This window comes from Diaphorobacter sp. B2A2W2, assembly GCF_056730635.1.
The window spans coordinates 21,727-40,577 of the sequence record NZ_JBWZOR010000006.1 but is presented as its reverse complement, the minus strand read 5'-3'; the positions used below and the strand labels follow the sequence as shown (position 1 = coordinate 40,577).

Genomic DNA, 18,851 nt, shown 5'->3' with positions numbered 1-18,851 from the left:
TTACTGGCCCATCTGCAGGGTCTTGAGCAGCAGCGTCTTGGCCGTGTTCATGACCTCCACGTTGTTCTGGTACGAGCGCGAGGCCGAGATCATGTTGACCATCTCCTCCACGGCGTTCACGTTGGAGTGGGTCACGTAGCCTTCGGCGTCGGCCATGGGGTTGGCCGGGTCGTGCACGCGGCGGCCGGGCTGGTCGCTCTCCTGGATGGACGACACGCGCACGCCCGCGGCGCTCTCGGGCCCCATGGGCGCGGTCTGGAAGACCACCTGGCGCGCCTTGTACGCCTGGCCGTCGGGGCCGGCCACGGCGTCCACGTTGGCCAGGTTGCTGGCCACGACGTTCAGCCGCTGCGACTGCGCACTGATGGCGCTGCCCGAGACGTTGAAGATGGAGAACATGGACATGGCGGGTGCTCTCTTTCGGGATTACTGGCCCTGGATGGCGCTGAGCATGGTCTTGGACTGGCCGTTGATGAAGCGCAGCGTGGCCTCGTAGCGCACGGCGTTGTCCACGAACGCGGCGCGCTCGCGGTCCATGTCCACGGTGTTGTTGTCCAGGCTCGGCTGGGTCTGCAGGGCATAGCCCAGCGTGCTGTCCGAGCTGCCACTGGCGGCTGCCGGCAGCGGGATGTGGCGCGGGTCGCTCACGCTCTGGCTGCGCAGGGGGCTGGGGTTCTGGGCTTCGTTCACGGCACGCATGGCATCGGCAAACTTGAAGTCGCGCGCCACGTAGCCGGGCGTGTCCGCGTTGGCGATGTTGCTCGCGATGGCACGCTGGCGCTCCGAGCGCAGCAGCAAGGCGCTTCCGTGAAAGTCCAGGCGGTTGGTCATCTTGTCGAGCATGTGGGCCTCGGCGTGTAAAAAAAGGGGTTCGGCCGCCATGGCCCCGGGGGGCTTGTGGCGTGCGTCGATTATGGAAATCGCCCCGTTTTTCTAAAGCGCGAAGAGCGCTGGGATTGGCCCGCTGTTCCGCGCTTGGCGCATGCGGTGGCCAGCCTACAGTGGCAGGTGTGAAAAGGCGTCCGGGGCCCGTTGTGCCGGACCGCCGTCAGACCCGTTGGAGTCCCGTCATGCCGCTTCCTATCCTGCGCTCATCCCGCCTTGCCTGCCTTCGCTTCCTGATGGGCGGCGCGCTGGCGCTGGGCTCTGCCCTGGCGCTGCCCGCCCATGCCCAGCAGGGAGGCGATCAGACCGCCGAGCTGGGCTCGATCACCCAGCACTGGCTGGACGATGCGCTGGCCCAGGCGCAGGCCGGGGGGCTGCCGCTGCGCATGGAAGTCAGTGTGGGCACGCTGGATTCGCGCCTGCGCCTGGCGCCCTGCGCGCGCGTGGAACCCTATCTGCCCGCTGGTGCCCGCCTGTGGGGGCGCACCCGCCTGGGCCTGCGCTGCGTGGACGGCCCCACCCGCTGGAACGTGTTCCTGCCCATCACGGTCAAGGCTTTCGGCCCCGCTTGGGTGCTGGCCGGCAATGTGGGCACCGGCGCAGTGCTGAGCGAGCAAGATGCCATCGAGGCCGAGGTGGACTGGGCCGCAGAACCCGCGGCCATCGTGGCCAATCCCAAGGACTGGGTGGGGCAGACCGCCACCCGTCCGCTGTCCGCCGGCCAGGCGCTGCGCCAGAACATGGTGCGCGCCCCCGACCTGTTCAAGGCCGGCTCTGCGGTGCGCGTGGTGGTGCAGGGGCCGGGTTATGCGGTCACCTCCTCGGGCCAGGCCATGAGCGCGGGCGCTCAAGGACAGAATGTGCGCGTTCGAATGGCCAATGGGCGCATTATTGGGGGTACTGTGCTTGAGGATGGGACAATAGAGGCCACTTTGTGAGCCGCGAGGCACCACAAAGCGCTAAAGTCTGCTCCCTGCCGGCCGAAAACATGGCTACTGGCCCCACATCTCACAGGGGTGGTGGAGAGTGCGATGAAGATTGGACACAACCCGGATACTGCGACTGCGCTGTCAAAGGCCGCTGCCAACAAGCAGCAGGCCAAGGCCGCCGCACCTGCGCCGGCCGCTGAAGAAGCGGCCCAGGGCGCGACGCGCGCCGCCGCAGGCGTGCCCGTCACGCTGTCGGCCGCCGCCCGCGGGGTGGACGCCACCAAGTCCACGGCCGACTTCGACACCGCCAAGGTCAAAGCGATCAAGGCCGCCATCGAAAAAGGCACCTTCCGCGTGGACGCCGAAGCCGTGGCCGACAAGCTGCTGTCCAACGCCTACGAAACCCTGTCCCACTCGCGGGGCTGACCCGCCCTCCTGGGCCGGCTGGCCCGCCGGGGTGACAGGCTCTAGACTTGCACCCCATGTCACTCGACGACACCCTCACCTTCATCGAAGCGCAGCTGCAGGACATGCAGGCTGCGCTTCTTGCTTCCAACCCCCAGACTTTTGAAGACACTGCGGTGCAGCTGCGCGGCGCTGCCATGGCGCTGGCCCAGGCCCTGGCGCCTGTGGCGGGCGCGCTGGAGCCCGCCGCCACGCAAAGGGTGCAGGCCATCGGCCGGCAATTGACGCTGGTGCGCGACCAACTGGCCCGGGTGATGGCGCTGACTGAGCGGCAGGCGGCGTCGCTGCTGCCGCCGGTGGAGGGGGTGACTTACGGGCCCTCGTCCGGCGCCGCGGGGGCGCGGATTTACCGGGCACCGGGGTGACTTTTAGCCCGAATTGCTGGCTGAGGCTTATGGGATAAGCGCTGGCAGCTATCTTTTTTGACGGGTTCTTGGGGTTTGATGCTGTGACCGGGACCCGCCCCGGCGGGCGAGGCACTTTTCTTTGACAAAGCAAAGAAAGGTAGGTGCGCCGCCGGGCGCATATCCCGGCCAGCGCCATGAAAAGCCGCAGCACAAGCTCAAAAAAAATAGCTGCCCGCGCTTGTCCAGCAAGCGCAAAACAGCTATTTCATCCAAAGAATCAGTGCCCCCGCATCTTCGTCCGCAACCGCGCAATCGCCTGGCTGTGCAGCTGGCACACGCGCGATTCGGTCACGCCCAGGACGGCGGCGATTTCCTTCAGGTTCATGTCGTGCTCGTAGTACATGCCCATGATGTACTGCTCGCGCTCGGGCAGGGCCTTGATGGCCTCGACCAGCGAGGCGCGCAGGCGCTGGTCGCGTAGCACGGCCATGGGATCGGCGCCCTCGTCGGCCACGTGGCGGTCCAGGAAGCCCTCGTCCTCGTCATCGTGGTGAAAGTCTTCCAGGTACACCAGCTGCGTGCCGCGCACCTTGCTCAGCAGAGTCTGGTAGTCCTCCAGGCTCATGCCCAGTTCGGCGGCGATCTCGGACTCGATGGGGCTGCGGCCCAGGCGCTGCTCCACGCGGTGCAGGGCATGCTCGATGTCCTTCTGGCTCTTGCGCGAGCTGCGGCTCATCCAGTCGCCCTCGCGCAGCTCGTCGAGCATGGCGCCGCGGATGCGCTGGCTGGCAAAGGTCTCGAACTGCACGCCCTGCGCGACTTCGTAGCGCGAGAGCGCGTCGTTCAGACCGATCATGCCGACCTGGATCAGGTCGTCCAGCTCCACGTTGGGCGGGAGCTTGGCGATCATGTGGTGGGCGATGCGCCGCACCAGGGGCACGTGCTGGTGGAACAGCGCGTCCCGGTCGAGCTGGCCTTTCGCGGTGTACATCGGGTCAGTGGCTCCGGTCCAGGGGCGAGAGGGAGGCGCACAGGCTGTGCGGGGGCAGCAGGGGCATGGCAGCGTCAATAGTGCATGCGTTTTCCAGCAGTTGCAAGGCCAGCCGCTGGATGTCCTGCGCGCGCGCCGCGGCCACGGTGGTGGTGTGGACCTGCAGGCCCAGGTGGGTGCGCGCGCTGCGCTGCAGCGTGTCCAGCGCCTCGGCGGTCTGGCGGTGCTGCACAGGCTCCTGCGGCGCGAGGATGGACGCCACCGTGCAGCGCACGCCGGCGTGCAGCGCCATGTGCTTGAGCTGGCGGTAGCTGCGCACCATGCCTTGCGCGCCGGGGCCGGTCATGATCAGCGGTACGCTGGCGCTGCCGCGCAGCAGCGGCGCCAGTTGCTCGGGCGGAGCATGCAGCACCACCAGCGCGTAGGCGCGAAACAAGGGCTGCAGGCGCTGCAGCACGGTGGCGCCATGGTGTTCGGACTGCTGCGCCAGGCGGGCCAGCCCGCGGGCCGCGGGCACCACGGCCAGCGACGCGCCGGTAGCGGAGGCCAGCGTCTGCGCGCCGTTCCAGGGAGCCGGGTGCAGCAGCTGGTCCAGGCCGGGCATGTGCGGGCTCTCCAGCGCCGTGCCGTCCAGCACCACGACGGGGTAGCCCAGGCGCTGCAGGCTGGAGCACAGCTGCCACAGCATCTCCAGCCACGGGCCGCTGCCCGGCTGGCTCAGCACGGCCAGCAGGCGCAGGTCCTGCTGCGGCGTGTAGCTGTGCAGCCCGGCGGCCTGGTGCAAAGCGGTATCAAGCAACATCGGCCATCCCTCGCTCATCGGCCGTTTCCGTGGCGTGCGAGAAGAAGAAGTTCAACTCGGCGGCCTTGGGGTCGAAGGCCGACTTCACGCTCGTGCGCATGGAGGCGCTCACGAGCTTGCGGGCGTCGGCCGCTTCCCAGTCCTCGGGCACGCGCTGGCCGTTGGTCACGCCGCGCAGCACCATCTGGTGGCGGATCAGCGCATCGATGGCCGGGCCCAGCTTCACGGCCTCGTCCACCTTGGACAGGATGGCCTGCTGCGAGCCGGTGGTCTTGAAGCCGGTGAGCACGTCGTCCAGTGTATCGCCGTGGCTGCTGGCGTTGAGCACCAGCAGGCGCTTGACACCGGGCAGCGCCAGCACGTCCAGCAGGTCGCGCTTGCGCGGGTCGCGCGGGGCCACGCCCGTGGTGTCGATGAGCACCATCTTCTTGGACGACAGCAGGCCCAGCAGGTCCTGCAGCGCCGCGCGGTCGTGCGCCAGGTGCGCCACCACGCCCAGCATGCGGCCGTAGGAGCGCAACTGCTCGTGCGCGCCCACGCGGTAGGTGTCCAGCGTGATCAGGCCCACGCTGGCGGGGCCGTGGATGCGCGCGCACAAGGCGGCCAGCTTGGCGGTGGTGGTGGTCTTGCCCACGCCGGTGGCGCCCACCATGGCGAAGATGCCGCCTTCCTCGTACAGCGGCAGCGTCTGCGCGTCGGTGCGCAGGTTGCGCTCCAGCACTTCCATGAGCCAGCGCACGGCCTCCTGGGCGCCCAGATGCTCGGGCAGGTGTTCCAGCACCGCGCGCGAGAGGGCGGGCGAATAGCCCGCACGGATGAGCTTGAGCATCAGGGTGGACTGGATCGGGTTCTGGCGGGCCTGGCCCAGCCAGGCCAGGGTGTTGAAGCGGTCCTCGATCAGCTCCTTCATGGACTGCAGTTCCTTCATGAGGTTCTGCTGTCCCAGGCCGGCCGCCAGCGTGGGCGCGGCTGTGGCGGGCGCCTCGGCGCGGCGCGGCGTGAGCTGCTCTGCGCCCAGGGCGGCATGCATGGGCCGCAATGGGTTGTGGCGTGCCACCGGGGCATTCACGGGCTGTGGCGCGGGTGGCTCTGGCAGGCGCTCGGCGCGGGGTTCGAAGCGTGGCTCGGGCAGGCCGCGCTCCAGCGCTGCGCGCTCGTTCAGCGGCGCGGGGGCGCTCGTGCCGTGCAAGGCCTCGTGGCGACGGCGCAGCATGCGCTCGCGCACATAGTCCTGGAACGACAGCGTGCTCATGGCCAGTTGCTCGGTGTCGTGCGCCACGGTGCTGCGTGCTGCGGGCGCCGGCTGGCGTGCGGGCTGCGGGACAGGGGCTGCATGGGGCTGCGTCTGGGACATGCGCACCGGCTGGCTCGCGGCCAGGTCGTCGGCGCGCTCCTGCAGACGGTTGGGTGCCGGCTCGGCGCCGCCGTGCAGGGACGACAGCGCGTCCTCGGCCGTGGCCACCACCTCGACGCCGCCCGCCGTGGGGCGGTTGGACAGGATCAGCGTGCCTTCACCGAAGGCCATGCGCGCCTTGGCCAGGGCCTCCCGTGCGGTGGGAGCGGTAAAGCGTTTGATGTTCATGCGGATGCACCTTTGAGGATCGGGCCGATGCGGATGGTGTGGGTCTCAGGAATCTCGCTGTGGGCGAGCACCTGCAAGCGGGGAGCCACGCGCCGCACCAGGCGGGCGATGGCGTTGCGGATCTGGTCGGGCACCAGCAGGCAGGCGGGCATGCCCAGCTCTTCCTGCTGCAGGGCGACTTCGGCGGCCTTGTGGGTGAGCAGGTCGGCCACGCCGGGGTCCAGCGCCGGGCCGCTGGCATTGCCCAGGGCCTGCATCAAAAGGCGCTCCAGCCCGGGCTCGATGGCGATGACGCTGAGCTCGCGCGTGGGGCCGTAGATCTGCTGCACGATGGCGGGGGACAGGGCGATGCGCACGCGGCGCGCCAGTTCCATCGGGTCTTGCGTGCTACCGGCGTGTTCCGCCAGCGTCTCGATGATGGTGCGGATGTCGCGGATGTGCACGGACTCCTCCAGCAACAGCTGCAGCACTTTCTGGAATGTTGTGATGGACACCATCTTGGGCACGACTTCTTCGATGAGTTTGGGTGCCAGCCGGGTCACATGCTCCACGAGCTGCTGCGTCTCGGTGCGGCTCAGGAGCTTGGCGGCGTGCACTTGCATCAAGTGTGACAAATGGGTCGCCATCACGGTTTCCGAATCAACCACGGTAAAGCCTGCCATTTGTGCCGCTTCCTTCTGCGCGGCGTCGATCCAGTGCGCGGGCAGGCCGAAGGCGGGGTCGGTGGTGGGAGTGCCGATCAGCGGCGTGGAGATGCCGCCGGGGTTGATGGCCAGGTACATGCCGGGGAATGCCTCGCCTTCGCCCACCACCACACCGCGCAGCGTGATGCGGTAGGCGCTGGGCTTGAGCTCCAGGTTGTCGCGCACATGCACGGCCGGCGGCAGGAAGCCCACCTCCTGCGCAAACTTGCGGCGCACGCCCTTGATGCGCGTGAGCAGGTCGCCCTGGCGGCTCTTGTCCACCAAGGCGATCAGGCGGTAGCCCAGCTCCAGGCCCAGCAGGTCCACGGGCTGCAGGTCGTCCCAGCTGGCCTCGCCGTCGCTCACGGGCGCGGGGGCTTCTTCCACCGGGGCGGGGCGGCGCTGGCGCTGCAGCAGCATCCAGGCGCCGTAGCCGAGGAGGCTGCCCATGACCAGGAACACGGTGTGCGGCATGCCGGGGATGAGGCCCAGCAGGATCAGCACGCCCGCGGTCACGCCCAGCACGCGTGGCGACATGAGCAACTGCTGCACGATCTGCTGACCCATGTCGGAGTCCTTGCCCACGCGCGAGATCACCATCGCGGCCGCGACGGAAATCAGCAGGCCGGGGATCTGGGCCACCAGCGCATCGCCCACGGCCAGCAGGATGTAGCTGTTGGCGGCATCGTTGGCCGACAGGCCATGCTGCAGCATGCCGATGGCGAAGCCGCCCACGATGTTGATGATCAGGATCAGGATGCCGGCGACGGCATCGCCGCGCACGAACTTGCTCGCGCCGTCCATGGAGCCGAAGAAGTTGGCCTCTTCCTGCACCTCGGCGCGGCGGCGCTTGGCTTCCTTCTCGTCGATCAGGCCGGCGTTCAGGTCGGCGTCCACGGCCATCTGCTTGCCGGGCATGGCGTCCAGCGTGAAGCGGGCCGACACCTCGGCGATGCGCTCCGCGCCCTTGGTCACCACCACGAAGTTGATCACCACCAAGATCGCGAACACGATCAGGCCCACGGCGAAGTTGCCGCCGATCAGGAAGTGGCCGAAGGCCTCGATCACCGCGCCGGCCGCGCCCGGGCCGGTGTGGCCTTCCAGCAGCACCACGCGGGTGGACGCCACGTTCAGCGACAGGCGCATCAGCGTGGTGAGCAGCAGCACCGAAGGGAAGGCCGCGAAGTCCAGCGGCTTGATCATGTACGCGGCCACCATCATCACCATCAGCGCCACGGCGATGTTGAGGGTGAAGAAGGTGTCCAGCATCCAGGGCGGCACGGGCAGCACCATCAGCGCCAGGATGGCCACTACCAGCAGCGGGGCCGACAGCCCCTGCAGTGCCGGGCCGTGGTTGCCGGCCCATTGCCGGACGGAATGGATCGAGGGGGACGTCATCTTGCGTTACCTGTGGCGGGTGCGGGGCGCCGGGTGTGGTGGGCGCTGTGGGGGTCGAGCTCGGGCGGCACGTAGGGATCGGGCTGGGCCTCGGGCATGCGGCCATCGCCGCGCAGCGCGGCCTTCAGGCGGTACACGTAGGCCAGCACCTGGGCCACGGCGGTGTATAGCTGTGCGGGAATCGGTTGCTCCAGCTCGGCGTGCGCATACAGCGCGCGCGCCAGCATGGGGGACTGCAGCACGGGCACGCCATGCGCCTGGGCCACTTCGCGGATCTTGAAGGCCAGCAGGTCGGTGCCCTTGGAGACGACCTGGGGTGCGCCCATGGTGGCGTCGTCGTACTTCAGGGCCACGGCGTAGTGCGTGGGGTTCATGACCACGAAGTCGGCCTTGGGCACGGCGGTGATGCTGGCGCCGTCGGCGATCTCGCGCGCGCGCTGGCGCTGCCGGCCCTTGAGCTGCGGATTGCCGTCGGATTCCTTGTGCTCCTGCTTGACTTCCTCGTGCGACATCTTCAGGCGCGACTTGAAGAAGAACGCCTGCAGCGGCACGTCCACCACGGCGAACAGGAACACCACCAGCAGCAGCAGGCTGGTGCCCGAGACGATCCAGTCGCCCACGTGGCGCAGCGACATGGGCGAAGGCTGCAGCACCAGCGCGGCCATCTTCTCGATGCTCTGGCCCATGAAGTTCCAGGCCACGAACGACAGGATGCCGGTCATGAGCACCATCTTGCTCACGTTGGCGAGTTGCTGCTTGGAAAACAGGTTGGTGAAGCCGGTCAGCGGGTTGAGCCGGTTGAACTGCGGCGTGATGGGCTTGAAGCTGAACACCCAGCCGCCGGCACCCACGGCGCTCAGCAGCGCCGCGCCGCCGGTGAGCGCGGCGAAGCTGGCGCTGGCCAGCAGGCCCACGCCCGCCATGGTCTGCAGGCGCTCCAGCATGTGGCCGGGCGCCTGCACAGTGGCCGCGTTGAATGCGAGCTGCTGGCGCATCGCGCGCTGCAGGTATTCCACGAACCAGGGCGCGAGCACCAGCAGCGCCAGCGCGCCCATGCCCAGGATGGCCAGGTGCGACAGGTCCCGCGAGCGCGCGGCCTGGCCGTCGCTGCGCGCTTTCTGGAGCTTGCGCTCGGTTGCTGGGAGGTTTTTGTCTTGGCTCGAGCTCATGGCGGCGTGACTGCTGGGTCACGCCATTGTCGGGAGCCGGGGCGAAAGCTAAAGCCCGAATAAAGGGGTTGCGCCGGCGTTATTCGCGGCGGTGGCGGCGGTTGCGCCGACGATTGGTAAGCTATTAAAATAATAGCTGTTTGCGCTTGCCCAGTGGGCGTTAGAGCCTGATTTTGCTGATGTTTATGTCATGCGCCGGGCTCCTGCCTGGGCCCGGCCGCGTCAGAACCCCAGACTGGCCAGCAGGTCGTCCACCTGCGACTGGCTGGTCACCACGTCGGGTGCGGACTCGGGATTGACCACGGGCCCCTGCAGTTGGTCGCGCCGCGGCTCGGGCGCGATGGGTGTTTGCGCCTGCGGCGGCGCGGTCTGGATCAGCAACTGCACCAGCTGCTGCTCGATCGTCGCCGCCAGGTTCACCACGCGCGCGATCACCTGGCCGGTGAGATCGTGGAAGTCCTGCGCCATCATGATCTCGGTCAGGTGGCTGTCAGCCTCCTGCGTGGCGCGCTCCACATCGGTCAGGAAGTTGTAGATCTCGCCCTTGGCCACCGCGGCCACGGGGTCGGCCACCAGCGAGGTGACCACGCGGCGCGTTTCCGAGGCCACGTGGTCGTGCAGCGACTTGGCCTGCTCCACCCGGCCCAGCACCTTCTCGGCCGCCTCGCCCGTCAAGCGGGCGATGTAGGACAGGCGGCTTTGCGCATCGGGCAGCTCACCCATGGTGCCGCGCAACTGGTCCGCGTAGCCGAGCTCGTTCAGGGCGGAATGCAGCTGCCGCGTGAGCAGGCCTATCTTGTGGTGGACGTCGTCTGTCCCGTCGGCTGGCGCGCCGTTTTCTGCCGCCGTCATGCTCACAGCCCCATTTTCTTGAGGATCAGGTTGACCTTCTCTTCCAGCGTGGCCTTGGTGAAGGGCTTGACGATGTAGCCGGCGGCGCCGCCCTGGGCGGCGGCGACGATATCTTCCTTGCGCGCCTCGGCCGTCACCATCAGCACGGGCAGGTGCTTGAGCTTGTCGTCCTTCTTGATCTCGCCCAGCAACTGGAAGCCGTTCATGTTCGGCATGTTGATGTCGGTGACCACGAAGTCGAACTTGCCGTTGCGCAGCTTGTTCAGTGCCGCCACGCCGTCTTCGGCCTCGTCGGCATCAGCGAAACCGCTTTCCTTGAGCAGGTTGCGGACGATGCGCCGCATGGTGGAAAAGTCGTCAACGATCAGAAAGCGAAGGGCGGAGGACACAAAGGACCCTTTCGGTGAATATGGGGCTATTGTCGTAAGTCATCAGCAACGTGACAAGTTGTTACTGATTCGGCGATGAGGAAGCTGGATTGTCCTGCTTTTCTGCCACGGGCGACGGTAACGGAAATACCATGTTCTTTTTACCCATGAGCCGCTCTTCGGCTTCATGGGTGAGTACGGTGATGGTGATACGCCGGTTCACGGCGGCGCGGGGGTTCTCGGGCTCCAGTAGATCGCTGGCAGCCATCCCCACCACGCGGCCCAGCTTGGCGTCGGGCATGCCTGCGGCCACCAGTTCGCGTCGCGAGGCGTTGGCGCGGTCGGCCGACAGCTCCCAGTTGCTGTAGCCGCGGTCGCCATTGCCATAAGGCACGGCATCCGTGTGGCCGGACAGGCTGATGCGGTTTTCTACCCCGCCCAAGGCTGCACCAATCTGGTGCAGGATGTCGCGCATGTAGGGTTTGACCAGAGCGCTGCCACTGTCGAACATCGGGCGGTTCTGATCGTCGACGATCTGGATCTGCAGGCCGTCGGGCGTCAGGTCCAGCCGGATCTGCGAGCGGTATTCGTTCAGGCGAGGGTTCTCGGTGATCATTGCCTCGATCTTGGTCTGCAGCGCCTTGATGCGCTGTGCGTCCTGCCGGGCACGCTCGGCGCGCGAGGCCTCCACGCTGGAGCGCATGTTGGTGGAGCTGTCGGAATTGGAGCGGCGCACCTGCCCGTGCACCTTGGACAGGTCGTTGCCGCCGCCCGGGATCACGCTGGAGCTGTTGCCCGCCCCGTCTCCGCCCTGCATCGCCACCTTGAGCGGCGACGAAAAGTAGGCCGCAATGCCCTGCAGCTCGCCCTTGGCGGTGGAGCCCAGCAGCCACATCAGCAGGAAGAAGGCCATCATGGCCGTCACAAAGTCGGCGTAGGCGATCTTCCATGCACCGCCGTGCGGCGCATGGGGGCGCTTCTTGGCGCGCTTGATGATGATGGGCTGGAGCTTCTTTTCGGCCATGGCAAAGGCGGTTCAGGCGTGGCGCGTCACTTTTTGCCCTTGACGTGGGCTTCCAGCTCGACGAAGCCCGGGCGGTCCCCGGAGAACAGCACCTTGCGGCCGAACTCGATGGAGGTGGCGGGGTTGTAGCCCTGCATGCTGGCCAGCAGGGTGGACTTGATGCACTCGTATTCCTTGGCGGCGTCGGCGGCCTTTTGCTCCAGCAGCCCGGCCAGCGGCTCCACCGCGCCGTAGGCCAGCAGAATGCCCAGGAAGGTGCCGACCAGCGCCGAGGCAATCATGCCCCCCAGCACGGCGGGCGGCTGGCCCACCGAGCCCATGGTGTTCACCACCCCGAGCACCGCGGCCACGATACCGAAGGCCGGCAGGGCGCCGGCCAGTCGCGTGAGCGCCGCCACGGGGGCGTGCGCCTCGGCGTGGTGGGTCTCGATCTCGCTGTCCATCAGCGCCTCGATCTCGTGGGCGTTCAGGTTGCCCGAGACCATCATGCGCAGGTAGTCGGTGGTGAATTCGATCACGTGCGGGTCGCTGCCCACGGTGGGGAATTTCTTGAACAGCTCTGATTCCTTGGGCGACTCCACGTCCTGCTCGATCGACATCAGCCCTTCCTTGCGGGCCTTCTGCAGGATCTCGTAGAGCATGGCCATCAGCTCCATGTAGCGCGCCTTGGTGTACTTGTTGCCTTTGAACACCTGGGGCAGGGTGGCCATGGTGGCCTTGAGCACCTTGGGCTGGTTGGTCACGATGAATGAGCCCAGCGCGGCCCCGCCGATGGTGATCATTTCAAAGGGCAGGGCCGTCAGCAGCACCTGAACGTTGCCGCCATGGGCGACGAACACGCCGAAGACGCAGCCGAAGGTGATGATGTAGCCGAGGATGACGAGCATGCTGGGGTTCTAAACGGGCAAAGCGGGCATGGGAGCCCCGCAGCCTTGCATAAGGGAATGACTTTTGTATCGGATTGTCGCGAGAAAAATGAAGCCGGCTTGACCGGGTTCCCTTGTCAACGGTCGGTGGTTCCTATGAAAAAGAGCTGTAGTGCCCACGGTCAGGGCGCTGACAGCTCTTATTTTGGAAGCAGTAACGGACCGCCTTATTTCAGCAAGGCCAGCACGCCCTGCGGGATTTGGTTGGCCTGGGCCACCATGGCGGTGCCGGCCTGCTGCAGGATCTGGGTGCGCGACAGGTTGGCCGTTTCGGCCGCGAAGTCGGCGTCCTGGATGCGGCCGCGCGAGGCGGACATGTTCTCCGAAGAGGTGTTCAGGTTCGCGATCGTCGTCTCGAAGCGGGCCTGCAAGGCGCCGAAGCTGGCGCGCTGGCCGTTCACTGCCGCCAGGGCGGAATCGATGATCTTCAGCGCCTTGGTGGAGCCGTCCACGGTGGACACGTCAATGGTATTGACGGAGTTCAGCGTGGAAGGCGTTGCCGTGACGGGAGGCGTGCCGGTCAGGTTCCCGATGGAAAAGCCCTTGTCGGAGTTCATTTCCAGGTAACCGCGGGCCGTCGCGTACCCTCCCGCCGGCGCGGCGGCCACGCCGGCCACGAAAGTCGGGGTTCCCGAGCTGGCAGACGTCACGGCATCGTAGGCGCCCACAGCAAGCGTGTTGCCGGCCGCGGAATTGTTCTGGATCTGGATGTCGGCCCCCGACTCGTTGATCAGGATGATGCCGTCCCCGTCCGCATTCAGCTTGGCGGTGATGCCCGTCTGGGAGGACACGTCATTGAAGGCCTTGATGCCCTCGGCCAGGCCCGCCGCGGTGGCGCCCGCGGTGCTGACGCTGAAGGTGACGTTTGCCGCAGTGGCGTTATCGCCCACCACCGCGAGGGAATAGGAACCACCGGCCACAAAGGTCGTCAGCTCGACCTGGTTGCGTGCGGAGGCCGTCACCCCGGTGGCCTCCGACGCCGCATTGATCTTGGCTGCAGCCGTCGCCAGGGTGTCCGTAGCGGTGAGGTTGATCGTCTTGGTCTGAAGCCCCGCCACGTCGAACGTGCCGGTCAGCGGCGTGGGGGTGTTGGTGGCGGTGACCACCACTGGCGCGGACTGCTTCAACTGCGCTCCGTAGGTGGCAGTACGGAAGTTGCCCGTGGTGGCGGTGATGGTCTGGTTGGCATTCGCGCCCACCTGGAAGGTGGCGGAGCCGAACGAGCCGTCCAGCAGTTTCTGGCCGTTGAACTCGGTGGTCACGGCCAGGCGGTCCAGCTCGGACAGCAGCTGGCCCACTTCGGCCTGCAGGGCCTTGCGGTCGGAGGCGCTGTTGGTGGCGTTGGCCGACTGCACGGACAGTTCACGCACTCGCTGCAGGATGTTGCCCGCTCCCGCCAGGGCGCTTTCGGCCACCTGCGCCAGTGAGATACCGTCGTTGGCATTGCGTGCCGCCTGGTTCAGGCCGCGGATCTGGCTGGTGAAGCGTTCGGAGATGGCCAGGCCGGCGGCGTCGTCCTTGGCGCTGTTGATGCGCAGGCCCGACGACAGGCGCTGGATGGAGGTATTGAGCGAACCCTGGCTGACCCCCAGATTGCGCTGGGCGGTCAACGAGGCGACGTTGGTATTGATGGTAGCTGCCATGGCGGAACTCCTGCGTGGCTGGAAACGATGATTTCTGCCGGCTTAAGCGTGGCCCCTCCGGCGGACTGTGCGGGAACGATGGGCAGATTGTGGAGAGCCGGCGTGGGGGCGTTGCCGCGATAAGCGGCGCAAAAACCGTCCAGTCCGTGCGTTTGTCCCTAAAGTTTTCCAGCCACAGCCCGAAAACACATTCAACGGGCCGTTTGAAACAAGAAGTGACGACCCGCCGTTCAACAAGGCGCCCAAGGGGGCCCTGTGAACCCTGAGGCCAGACGGTTCTGGGCCCAGATGGCGGTAACGCCTTATTCAGTCAGTTCTTTCAGGAGATTTGCAATGGCATCGACCATCAATACCAACGTCGCCTCGTTGACCGCCCAGCGCAACCTGGGCATGAGCCAGGCCTCCCTCAACACCTCCATCCAGCGCCTGTCGTCGGGCCTGCGCATCAACAGCGCCAAGGACGACGCCGCCGGCCTGGCCATATCCGAGCGCTTCACCAGCCAGATCCGCGGCCTGAACCAGGCCGTGCGCAACGCCAACGACGGCATCTCGCTGGCCCAGACGGCTGAAGGCGCACTGAAGGCGTCCGGCGACATCCTGCAGCGTGTGCGCGAACTGTCCGTGCAGTCGGCCAACGCCACCAACAGCGCCTCCGACCGCAAGGCCATTCAGGCTGAAGTGGGCCAACTGCTGTCCGAACTGGACCGCATCTCCGTGACCACCGAGTTCAACGGCCAGAAACTGCTGGACGGCTCGTTTGGCTCCGCCACCTTCCAGGTGGGCGCGAATGCCAACCAGACCATCACTGCCACCACGGGCAACTTCCGCACCACCACCTACGGTGCACAGATCAACAACAGCAAGCTGGTGGACGCCGCAGCGACGGCCACCGCTTTGACCGGCACGGTGGTGATCGCCGGCCTGCAGACCAAGACGGCTACCCTTGGGGCCTCGGACACTGCCGCTACCGCTGCTGCAGCCATCAATGCACTGTCTGACGCCACTGGCGTGACCGCATCTGCACGCAACGTGTCGGAACTGAAGTTTGCCGCCACGGGTGCCGTGTCCCTGGCAGTGAAGGGTGATAACTCCACCGCTGCTAACGTCACGTTCAACGTGTCGGGCAATACGGCTGCCGGCTTGGCCGAGGCAGTCAAGGCGTTCAACGACGTGTCCTCGCAGACCGGCGTCACCGCCAAGCTCAATGCCGCGGCGGATGGCATCATCCTCACCAACGAGGCCGGCGCCGATATCAACCTGACGAACAACAGCGCGACGGTTGGTGTCACGCTGGCTGCACAGAACGCAGAAGCCACCACTACGCCGACTTTCGGTGCGGCGACGGCTGCCGCTGCGGCTGGCGGTGCCGTGGTTTCCCGCGGCACGCTGGAGTTCTCGTCCGACAAGGGCTACTCGATCACCGGTACGTCTGCACTGGCGTCCACCACAGCCGCGTCGTCCCTGAAGGCAGTGAACACCATCGACGTGTCCACCGTGGAAGGCTCCACCAAGGCCCTGAAGATCATCGACTCGGCCCTGGCTGCCGTGAACGGCCAGCGCGCCAGCTTCGGTGCCCTGCAGTCCCGCTTCGAGACCGCCGTGAACAACCTGCAGACTTCTTCCGAAAATATGTCCGCCTCGCGCGGCCGCATCCAGGACGCTGACTTCGCAGCTGAAACGGCCAACCTGTCGCGCACCCAGATCCTGCAGCAGGCCGGCACCGCCATGGTGGCCCAGGCCAACCAGCTGCCCCAGGGCGTGCTGGCCCTGCTGCGCTGATACGGCAGCCTTCAGGTGAGACGCGGGATTCGTTCCCGCATCTCTCCCCGAGCGCGGCAGTGAGATTCTCACGGCCGCGCTTTCCCGCTTGTGGGGTGGCATGGCGAGCGTGACGTGCGGGATTGGCAGGATTCTTCCGTCCTATTCAACGAGACGCACAGGGCCCTTCGGCTTGATAATTTCTGGCGTTACCGGCACGCATGCCGGTTTGCATGCATACGGAGATGGTCATGGCAAGTTTTTCCTCGATCGGTATCGGCCTGGGCGGCAATGTGGACGTCAATGGGCTGATCAAGGCGTCGGTAGATGCCGTCAAGCTGCCCATCACGAAGACCAACGGCCTGCAACAGCAGGCGGCGCTCACCAGTGCCAAGGTGTCTACCTTCGGCCAATTCAAGTCGCTGGTGTCCACGCTGGCGGACGCGGCCAGCAAACTCACCAGCGTCACCGGGTGGAATGGCGTCAAGGCCACTTCCTCCAATGCCGACGCGGTATCCGTCAGCGCGGTGGGCGGCGCAGCGGTCACGTCCTTCAGCGTGCAGGTGCAGAACCTGGCGATGGCCCAGTCGTCCATGTCGGCCGCGTTGCAGCCCACCAAGCAGCCGGTGGGTGCGGGCACGCTGACGCTGGCCACGGGAACCTGGGCGGGCGATCCCAAGGCATTCACCGCGGGTAGCGGCGAGGCGGTCAACCTCGAGATCAGCGCCACCGACACGCTGGCCGACGTGGCCAGCAAGATCAACGGGTCCAAGGCCGGGGTGACCGCCACGGTGTTGAACGACGCGTCGGGCGAACGGCTGCTGCTGCGCAGCAAGACCACCGGCGAGGCGGCCGGGTTCCAACTGAGCGTGTCCGACGCGGACGGCAACCTGGCCGACGGCGCCGGCCTGTCGCGCCTGTCCACCGGAATGACCACGGAATACGCACGCAATGCCAACGCCACGGTGAACGGCATCGCCGTCAGTTCCGCGACCAATGCGTTCGCCGATACCGTGGCGGGCGTGACCTTCACGGCCAACAAGGTCACCACGGAGGCCGTGACGTTGACCGTGGAGAAGGACACTTCGGCGGTCAAGAAGAACATCGAGGCCTTCGTTGCCGCGTACAACGCTGTCAACAGCGCGCTCAACGAAAGCACCAAGTACGACAAGGAGACGCAGACCGCCGGCCTGCTCCAGGGGGACTCCACCGTGCTGGCCCTGCAGAACACGCTGCGCATGGCGTTGCAGTCCGTCAACAGCTCGGGTGCGTTGCGCAACCTGTCGGCCGTCGGTGTGGTGTCCGCGGGTGGGCTGGGGCTGGGGAACGTTTCGCCGGACGGCTCTCTGGAGCTCAACGCCACGAAATTCAACAAGGCGATGGAAGACCCCGACGCCGTGAAGGAATTCTTCCGCGGGCCCGAGGGCGGGCGCGTGGAAGACGGCTTTGCCGGCAAGTTCAAGGCCATGACGTCCCAGCTGCTCGACACGGACGGGTTCTTTGCCTCCAAGACCAAGCTGTACGAGAGCGCACTCAAACTCAACGCCAAGGAGATCGAGCGCATCACCGACCGCGCCGACCGCCTGGAAAAGAGCCTGACGCAACGCTACACGGCGCTGGACACGAAGATGGCGTCGCTCAATGCGCTGAACGCTTACATCGCCCAGCAGGTCACCACCTGGAACAAGTCCTCGGGCTGAAAGCGCTTCAGTTTGACGGCGCAATGCCGATAAATTGAATAGCAGCCAGCTCAAGGATTACCGCCATGTTCAGTGCCCTCAACCCCCGCGCAGCGTCCGCCTACCAGCGGATCAATGTCGAAACCAGCATGCACACGATCGACCAGCACCAGTTGGTCAGCCTGCTGCTGGATGGCGTGCTGAGTGCCGTGGCCACCGCCCGTGGCGCGCTGGCGCGCAGCGACGTGCTGACCAAGTGCAACAGCATCTCCAAGGCCGTGCGCATCCTGGAAGAGGGCCTGATGACCGCGCTGGACCGCGAGTCGGGCGGCGAGGTGGCGGCGAACCTGGAGGCGGTGTACGACTACGCGCTGCGCCGGCTCATTGAGGCGAACGCCGGCAATGACGACGCAAAGCTGCAGGAGGTGGCCCGCCTGATCGAGCCGATCGCGCTGGCCTGGAAAGAGATGAAGAAGAGTACCGAGGCGGCCAACGACGTGGCGCAGCCCGCGCTGGCGGAGGCCTGAAGAATGCCCGACATGCTGATTGACTACTACAAGGCCATCGAGGACAGCAGCGCCAAGATGCTGGAGGCGGCCAAGCTCAAGGACTGGGACGGCGTGGTGCGCTACGAGGGCACCTGCGCGGTGCTCATCGAGCAGTTGCGCTACCAGTCGCAGCAGCAGGAACTGGCGCCTGAGCACCGCAAGGAAAAGGCCCGCATCATGCAGCGCATCCTGCGCAACGATGCCCAGATCCGCTGCCTGGCCGAGCCCTGGCTGGCGCAGTTCGAGCACCTGTTCGACGGGCAGCCGCAGATGATGCACTGACGTTGTGCTTCCTTCCCTGGCTGCGGCGTGGTGGCGCCGCGCGGGGGCTGCAGGGGCAATGCAAAAAGCCGGCACCGCAAGGTGGCCGGCTTTTTTATATGCGAAATATGCCTCTAGCGCTTATCTGGTAAGCGCTAGCAGCTATCAAATCATGAGCTAAAGTCGCGTCGATGCGCACCTTACACCTGCATGTTCATGATGTCGGTGTAGGCCTGCACCATGCGGTTGCGCACATGCAGCGTGGCCTGGAAGCCGATCTGTGCTTTCTGCATGGCGACCATGGTTTCCTCGATGCTGACGTTGGGGTTTTCCAGTTGCACTTCGCGCTGCAGGCCGCTGGCCTGGTCCTGCGCGGCGCTCACGGACTGCAGCGCGTTCTTGAACGCCGAGGAAAAGCCGGCCTCCTGCACGCCTTCCTGCGGCGCGGTGACGCGGCGCGCCACCTGGGTGCCGGTGAGGGGAAACTGGGTGCTGTTGATGCGCAGGTCCATGGTTGGATCGGGAAATGTCAGGAATGGCG

At 66.4% G+C, this 18,851-nt stretch carries 20 protein-coding genes; 7 read left to right on the top strand and 13 right to left on the bottom strand.

The window, feature by feature from the left end:
* A complete protein-coding gene (flgC, locus tag AC1PPL_RS11750) occupies positions 1-405 on the bottom strand; it encodes a flagellar basal body rod protein FlgC (protein ID WP_011806915.1) in 405 nt (134 codons plus the stop codon).
* Positions 406-426: 21 nt separating this feature from the next.
* A complete protein-coding gene (gene flgB / locus AC1PPL_RS11745) occupies positions 427-843 on the bottom strand; it encodes a flagellar basal body rod protein FlgB (protein ID WP_088888269.1) in 417 nt (138 codons plus the stop codon).
* 227 nt (positions 844-1,070) lie between these two features.
* On the opposite strand from flgB, the gene flgA reads away from it, so the two are divergent.
* The 3 genes from flgA (at position 1,071) to AC1PPL_RS11730 (ending at position 2,644) form a co-directional block, all read left to right on the top strand.
* Positions 1,071-1,823 carry a flagellar basal body P-ring formation chaperone FlgA gene (gene flgA, locus AC1PPL_RS11740; RefSeq protein ID WP_123676772.1) on the top strand — a complete coding sequence of 251 codons (753 nt, stop codon included), beginning with the start codon at positions 1,071-1,073 and terminating at the stop codon, positions 1,821-1,823.
* Positions 1,824-1,916: 93 nt separating this feature from the next.
* Positions 1,917-2,240, top strand: coding sequence for a flagellar biosynthesis anti-sigma factor FlgM (flgM, locus tag AC1PPL_RS11735; protein WP_103739126.1), 324 nt, complete (start codon positions 1,917-1,919; stop codon positions 2,238-2,240).
* Between the two features lie 56 nt (positions 2,241-2,296).
* The gene (locus tag AC1PPL_RS11730; protein WP_123676771.1) at positions 2,297-2,644 is read left to right on the top strand and encodes a hypothetical protein; all 348 of its coding nucleotides are present in this window, start codon (positions 2,297-2,299) and stop codon (positions 2,642-2,644) included.
* Between the two features lie 259 nt (positions 2,645-2,903).
* On the opposite strand, the gene AC1PPL_RS11725 is transcribed toward AC1PPL_RS11730, so the two are convergent.
* The 10 genes from AC1PPL_RS11725 to AC1PPL_RS11680 form a co-directional block, all read right to left on the bottom strand.
* Positions 2,904-3,617 (bottom strand): RNA polymerase sigma factor FliA, encoded by a 714-nt coding sequence (locus AC1PPL_RS11725; protein ID WP_287740240.1) that lies wholly within the window; start codon positions 3,615-3,617, stop codon positions 2,904-2,906.
* 4 nt (positions 3,618-3,621) lie between these two features.
* Entirely contained in the window at positions 3,622-4,419 is a 798-nt protein-coding gene (locus AC1PPL_RS11720; protein WP_015914362.1) for a hypothetical protein, read from the bottom strand.
* Positions 4,409-6,001, bottom strand: a complete 1,593-nt coding sequence (gene flhF, locus AC1PPL_RS11715; RefSeq protein ID WP_479973315.1) for a flagellar biosynthesis GTPase FlhF — start codon at positions 5,999-6,001, stop codon at positions 4,409-4,411. The genes AC1PPL_RS11720 and flhF overlap by 11 nt, the downstream gene beginning before the upstream one ends.
* Positions 5,998-8,082, bottom strand: coding sequence for a flagellar biosynthesis protein FlhA (gene flhA, locus AC1PPL_RS11710; protein ID WP_479973314.1), 2,085 nt, complete (start codon positions 8,080-8,082; stop codon positions 5,998-6,000). Before flhA ends, flhF begins: the two co-directional genes overlap by 4 nt.
* The gene (locus AC1PPL_RS11705) at positions 8,079-9,251 is read right to left on the bottom strand and encodes an EscU/YscU/HrcU family type III secretion system export apparatus switch protein (RefSeq protein ID WP_088888273.1); all 1,173 of its coding nucleotides are present in this window, start codon (positions 9,249-9,251) and stop codon (positions 8,079-8,081) included. The genes flhA and AC1PPL_RS11705 overlap by 4 nt, the downstream gene beginning before the upstream one ends.
* 222 nt (positions 9,252-9,473) lie before the next feature.
* Positions 9,474-10,103 carry a protein phosphatase CheZ gene (locus tag AC1PPL_RS11700; RefSeq protein ID WP_088888274.1) on the bottom strand — a complete coding sequence of 210 codons (630 nt, stop codon included), beginning with the start codon at positions 10,101-10,103 and terminating at the stop codon, positions 9,474-9,476.
* A gap of 2 nt (positions 10,104-10,105) precedes the next feature.
* Entirely contained in the window at positions 10,106-10,492 is a 387-nt protein-coding gene (cheY, locus tag AC1PPL_RS11695) for a chemotaxis response regulator CheY (protein ID WP_011806904.1), read from the bottom strand.
* Positions 10,493-10,553: 61 nt separating this feature from the next.
* Positions 10,554-11,495 (bottom strand): flagellar motor protein MotB, encoded by a 942-nt coding sequence (gene motB, locus AC1PPL_RS11690; protein WP_287984944.1) that lies wholly within the window; start codon positions 11,493-11,495, stop codon positions 10,554-10,556.
* 26 nt (positions 11,496-11,521) lie between these two features.
* On the bottom strand, positions 11,522-12,382 hold the full coding sequence (gene motA / locus AC1PPL_RS11685) for a flagellar motor stator protein MotA (RefSeq protein WP_015914356.1): 861 nt from the start codon (positions 12,380-12,382) through the stop codon (positions 11,522-11,524).
* Positions 12,383-12,588: 206 nt separating this feature from the next.
* Positions 12,589-14,064 (bottom strand): flagellin N-terminal helical domain-containing protein, encoded by a 1,476-nt coding sequence (locus AC1PPL_RS11680; RefSeq protein WP_088888276.1) that lies wholly within the window; start codon positions 14,062-14,064, stop codon positions 12,589-12,591.
* A gap of 333 nt (positions 14,065-14,397) precedes the next feature.
* On the opposite strand from AC1PPL_RS11680, the gene AC1PPL_RS11675 reads away from it, so the two are divergent.
* From AC1PPL_RS11675 to AC1PPL_RS11660, 4 genes are all read left to right on the top strand, one after another.
* Entirely contained in the window at positions 14,398-15,843 is a 1,446-nt protein-coding gene (locus AC1PPL_RS11675) for a flagellin N-terminal helical domain-containing protein (RefSeq protein ID WP_287964306.1), read from the top strand.
* Between the two features lie 230 nt (positions 15,844-16,073).
* Positions 16,074-17,522 carry a flagellar filament capping protein FliD gene (fliD, locus tag AC1PPL_RS11670; protein ID WP_252101915.1) on the top strand — a complete coding sequence of 483 codons (1,449 nt, stop codon included), beginning with the start codon at positions 16,074-16,076 and terminating at the stop codon, positions 17,520-17,522.
* 65 nt (positions 17,523-17,587) lie between these two features.
* Positions 17,588-18,028, top strand: coding sequence for a flagellar export chaperone FliS (gene fliS / locus AC1PPL_RS11665; protein WP_088888278.1), 441 nt, complete (start codon positions 17,588-17,590; stop codon positions 18,026-18,028).
* A gap of 3 nt (positions 18,029-18,031) precedes the next feature.
* Positions 18,032-18,331: a flagellar protein FliT gene (locus tag AC1PPL_RS11660; protein WP_015914351.1), complete on the top strand. Its 300-nt coding sequence runs from the start codon at positions 18,032-18,034 to the stop codon at positions 18,329-18,331.
* 179 nt (positions 18,332-18,510) lie between these two features.
* Here AC1PPL_RS11660 and fliE read toward each other — a convergent pair whose 3' ends face one another.
* On the bottom strand, positions 18,511-18,822 hold the full coding sequence (gene fliE, locus AC1PPL_RS11655; RefSeq protein ID WP_015914350.1) for a flagellar hook-basal body complex protein FliE: 312 nt from the start codon (positions 18,820-18,822) through the stop codon (positions 18,511-18,513).
* Positions 18,823-18,851 lie beyond the last annotated feature (29 nt).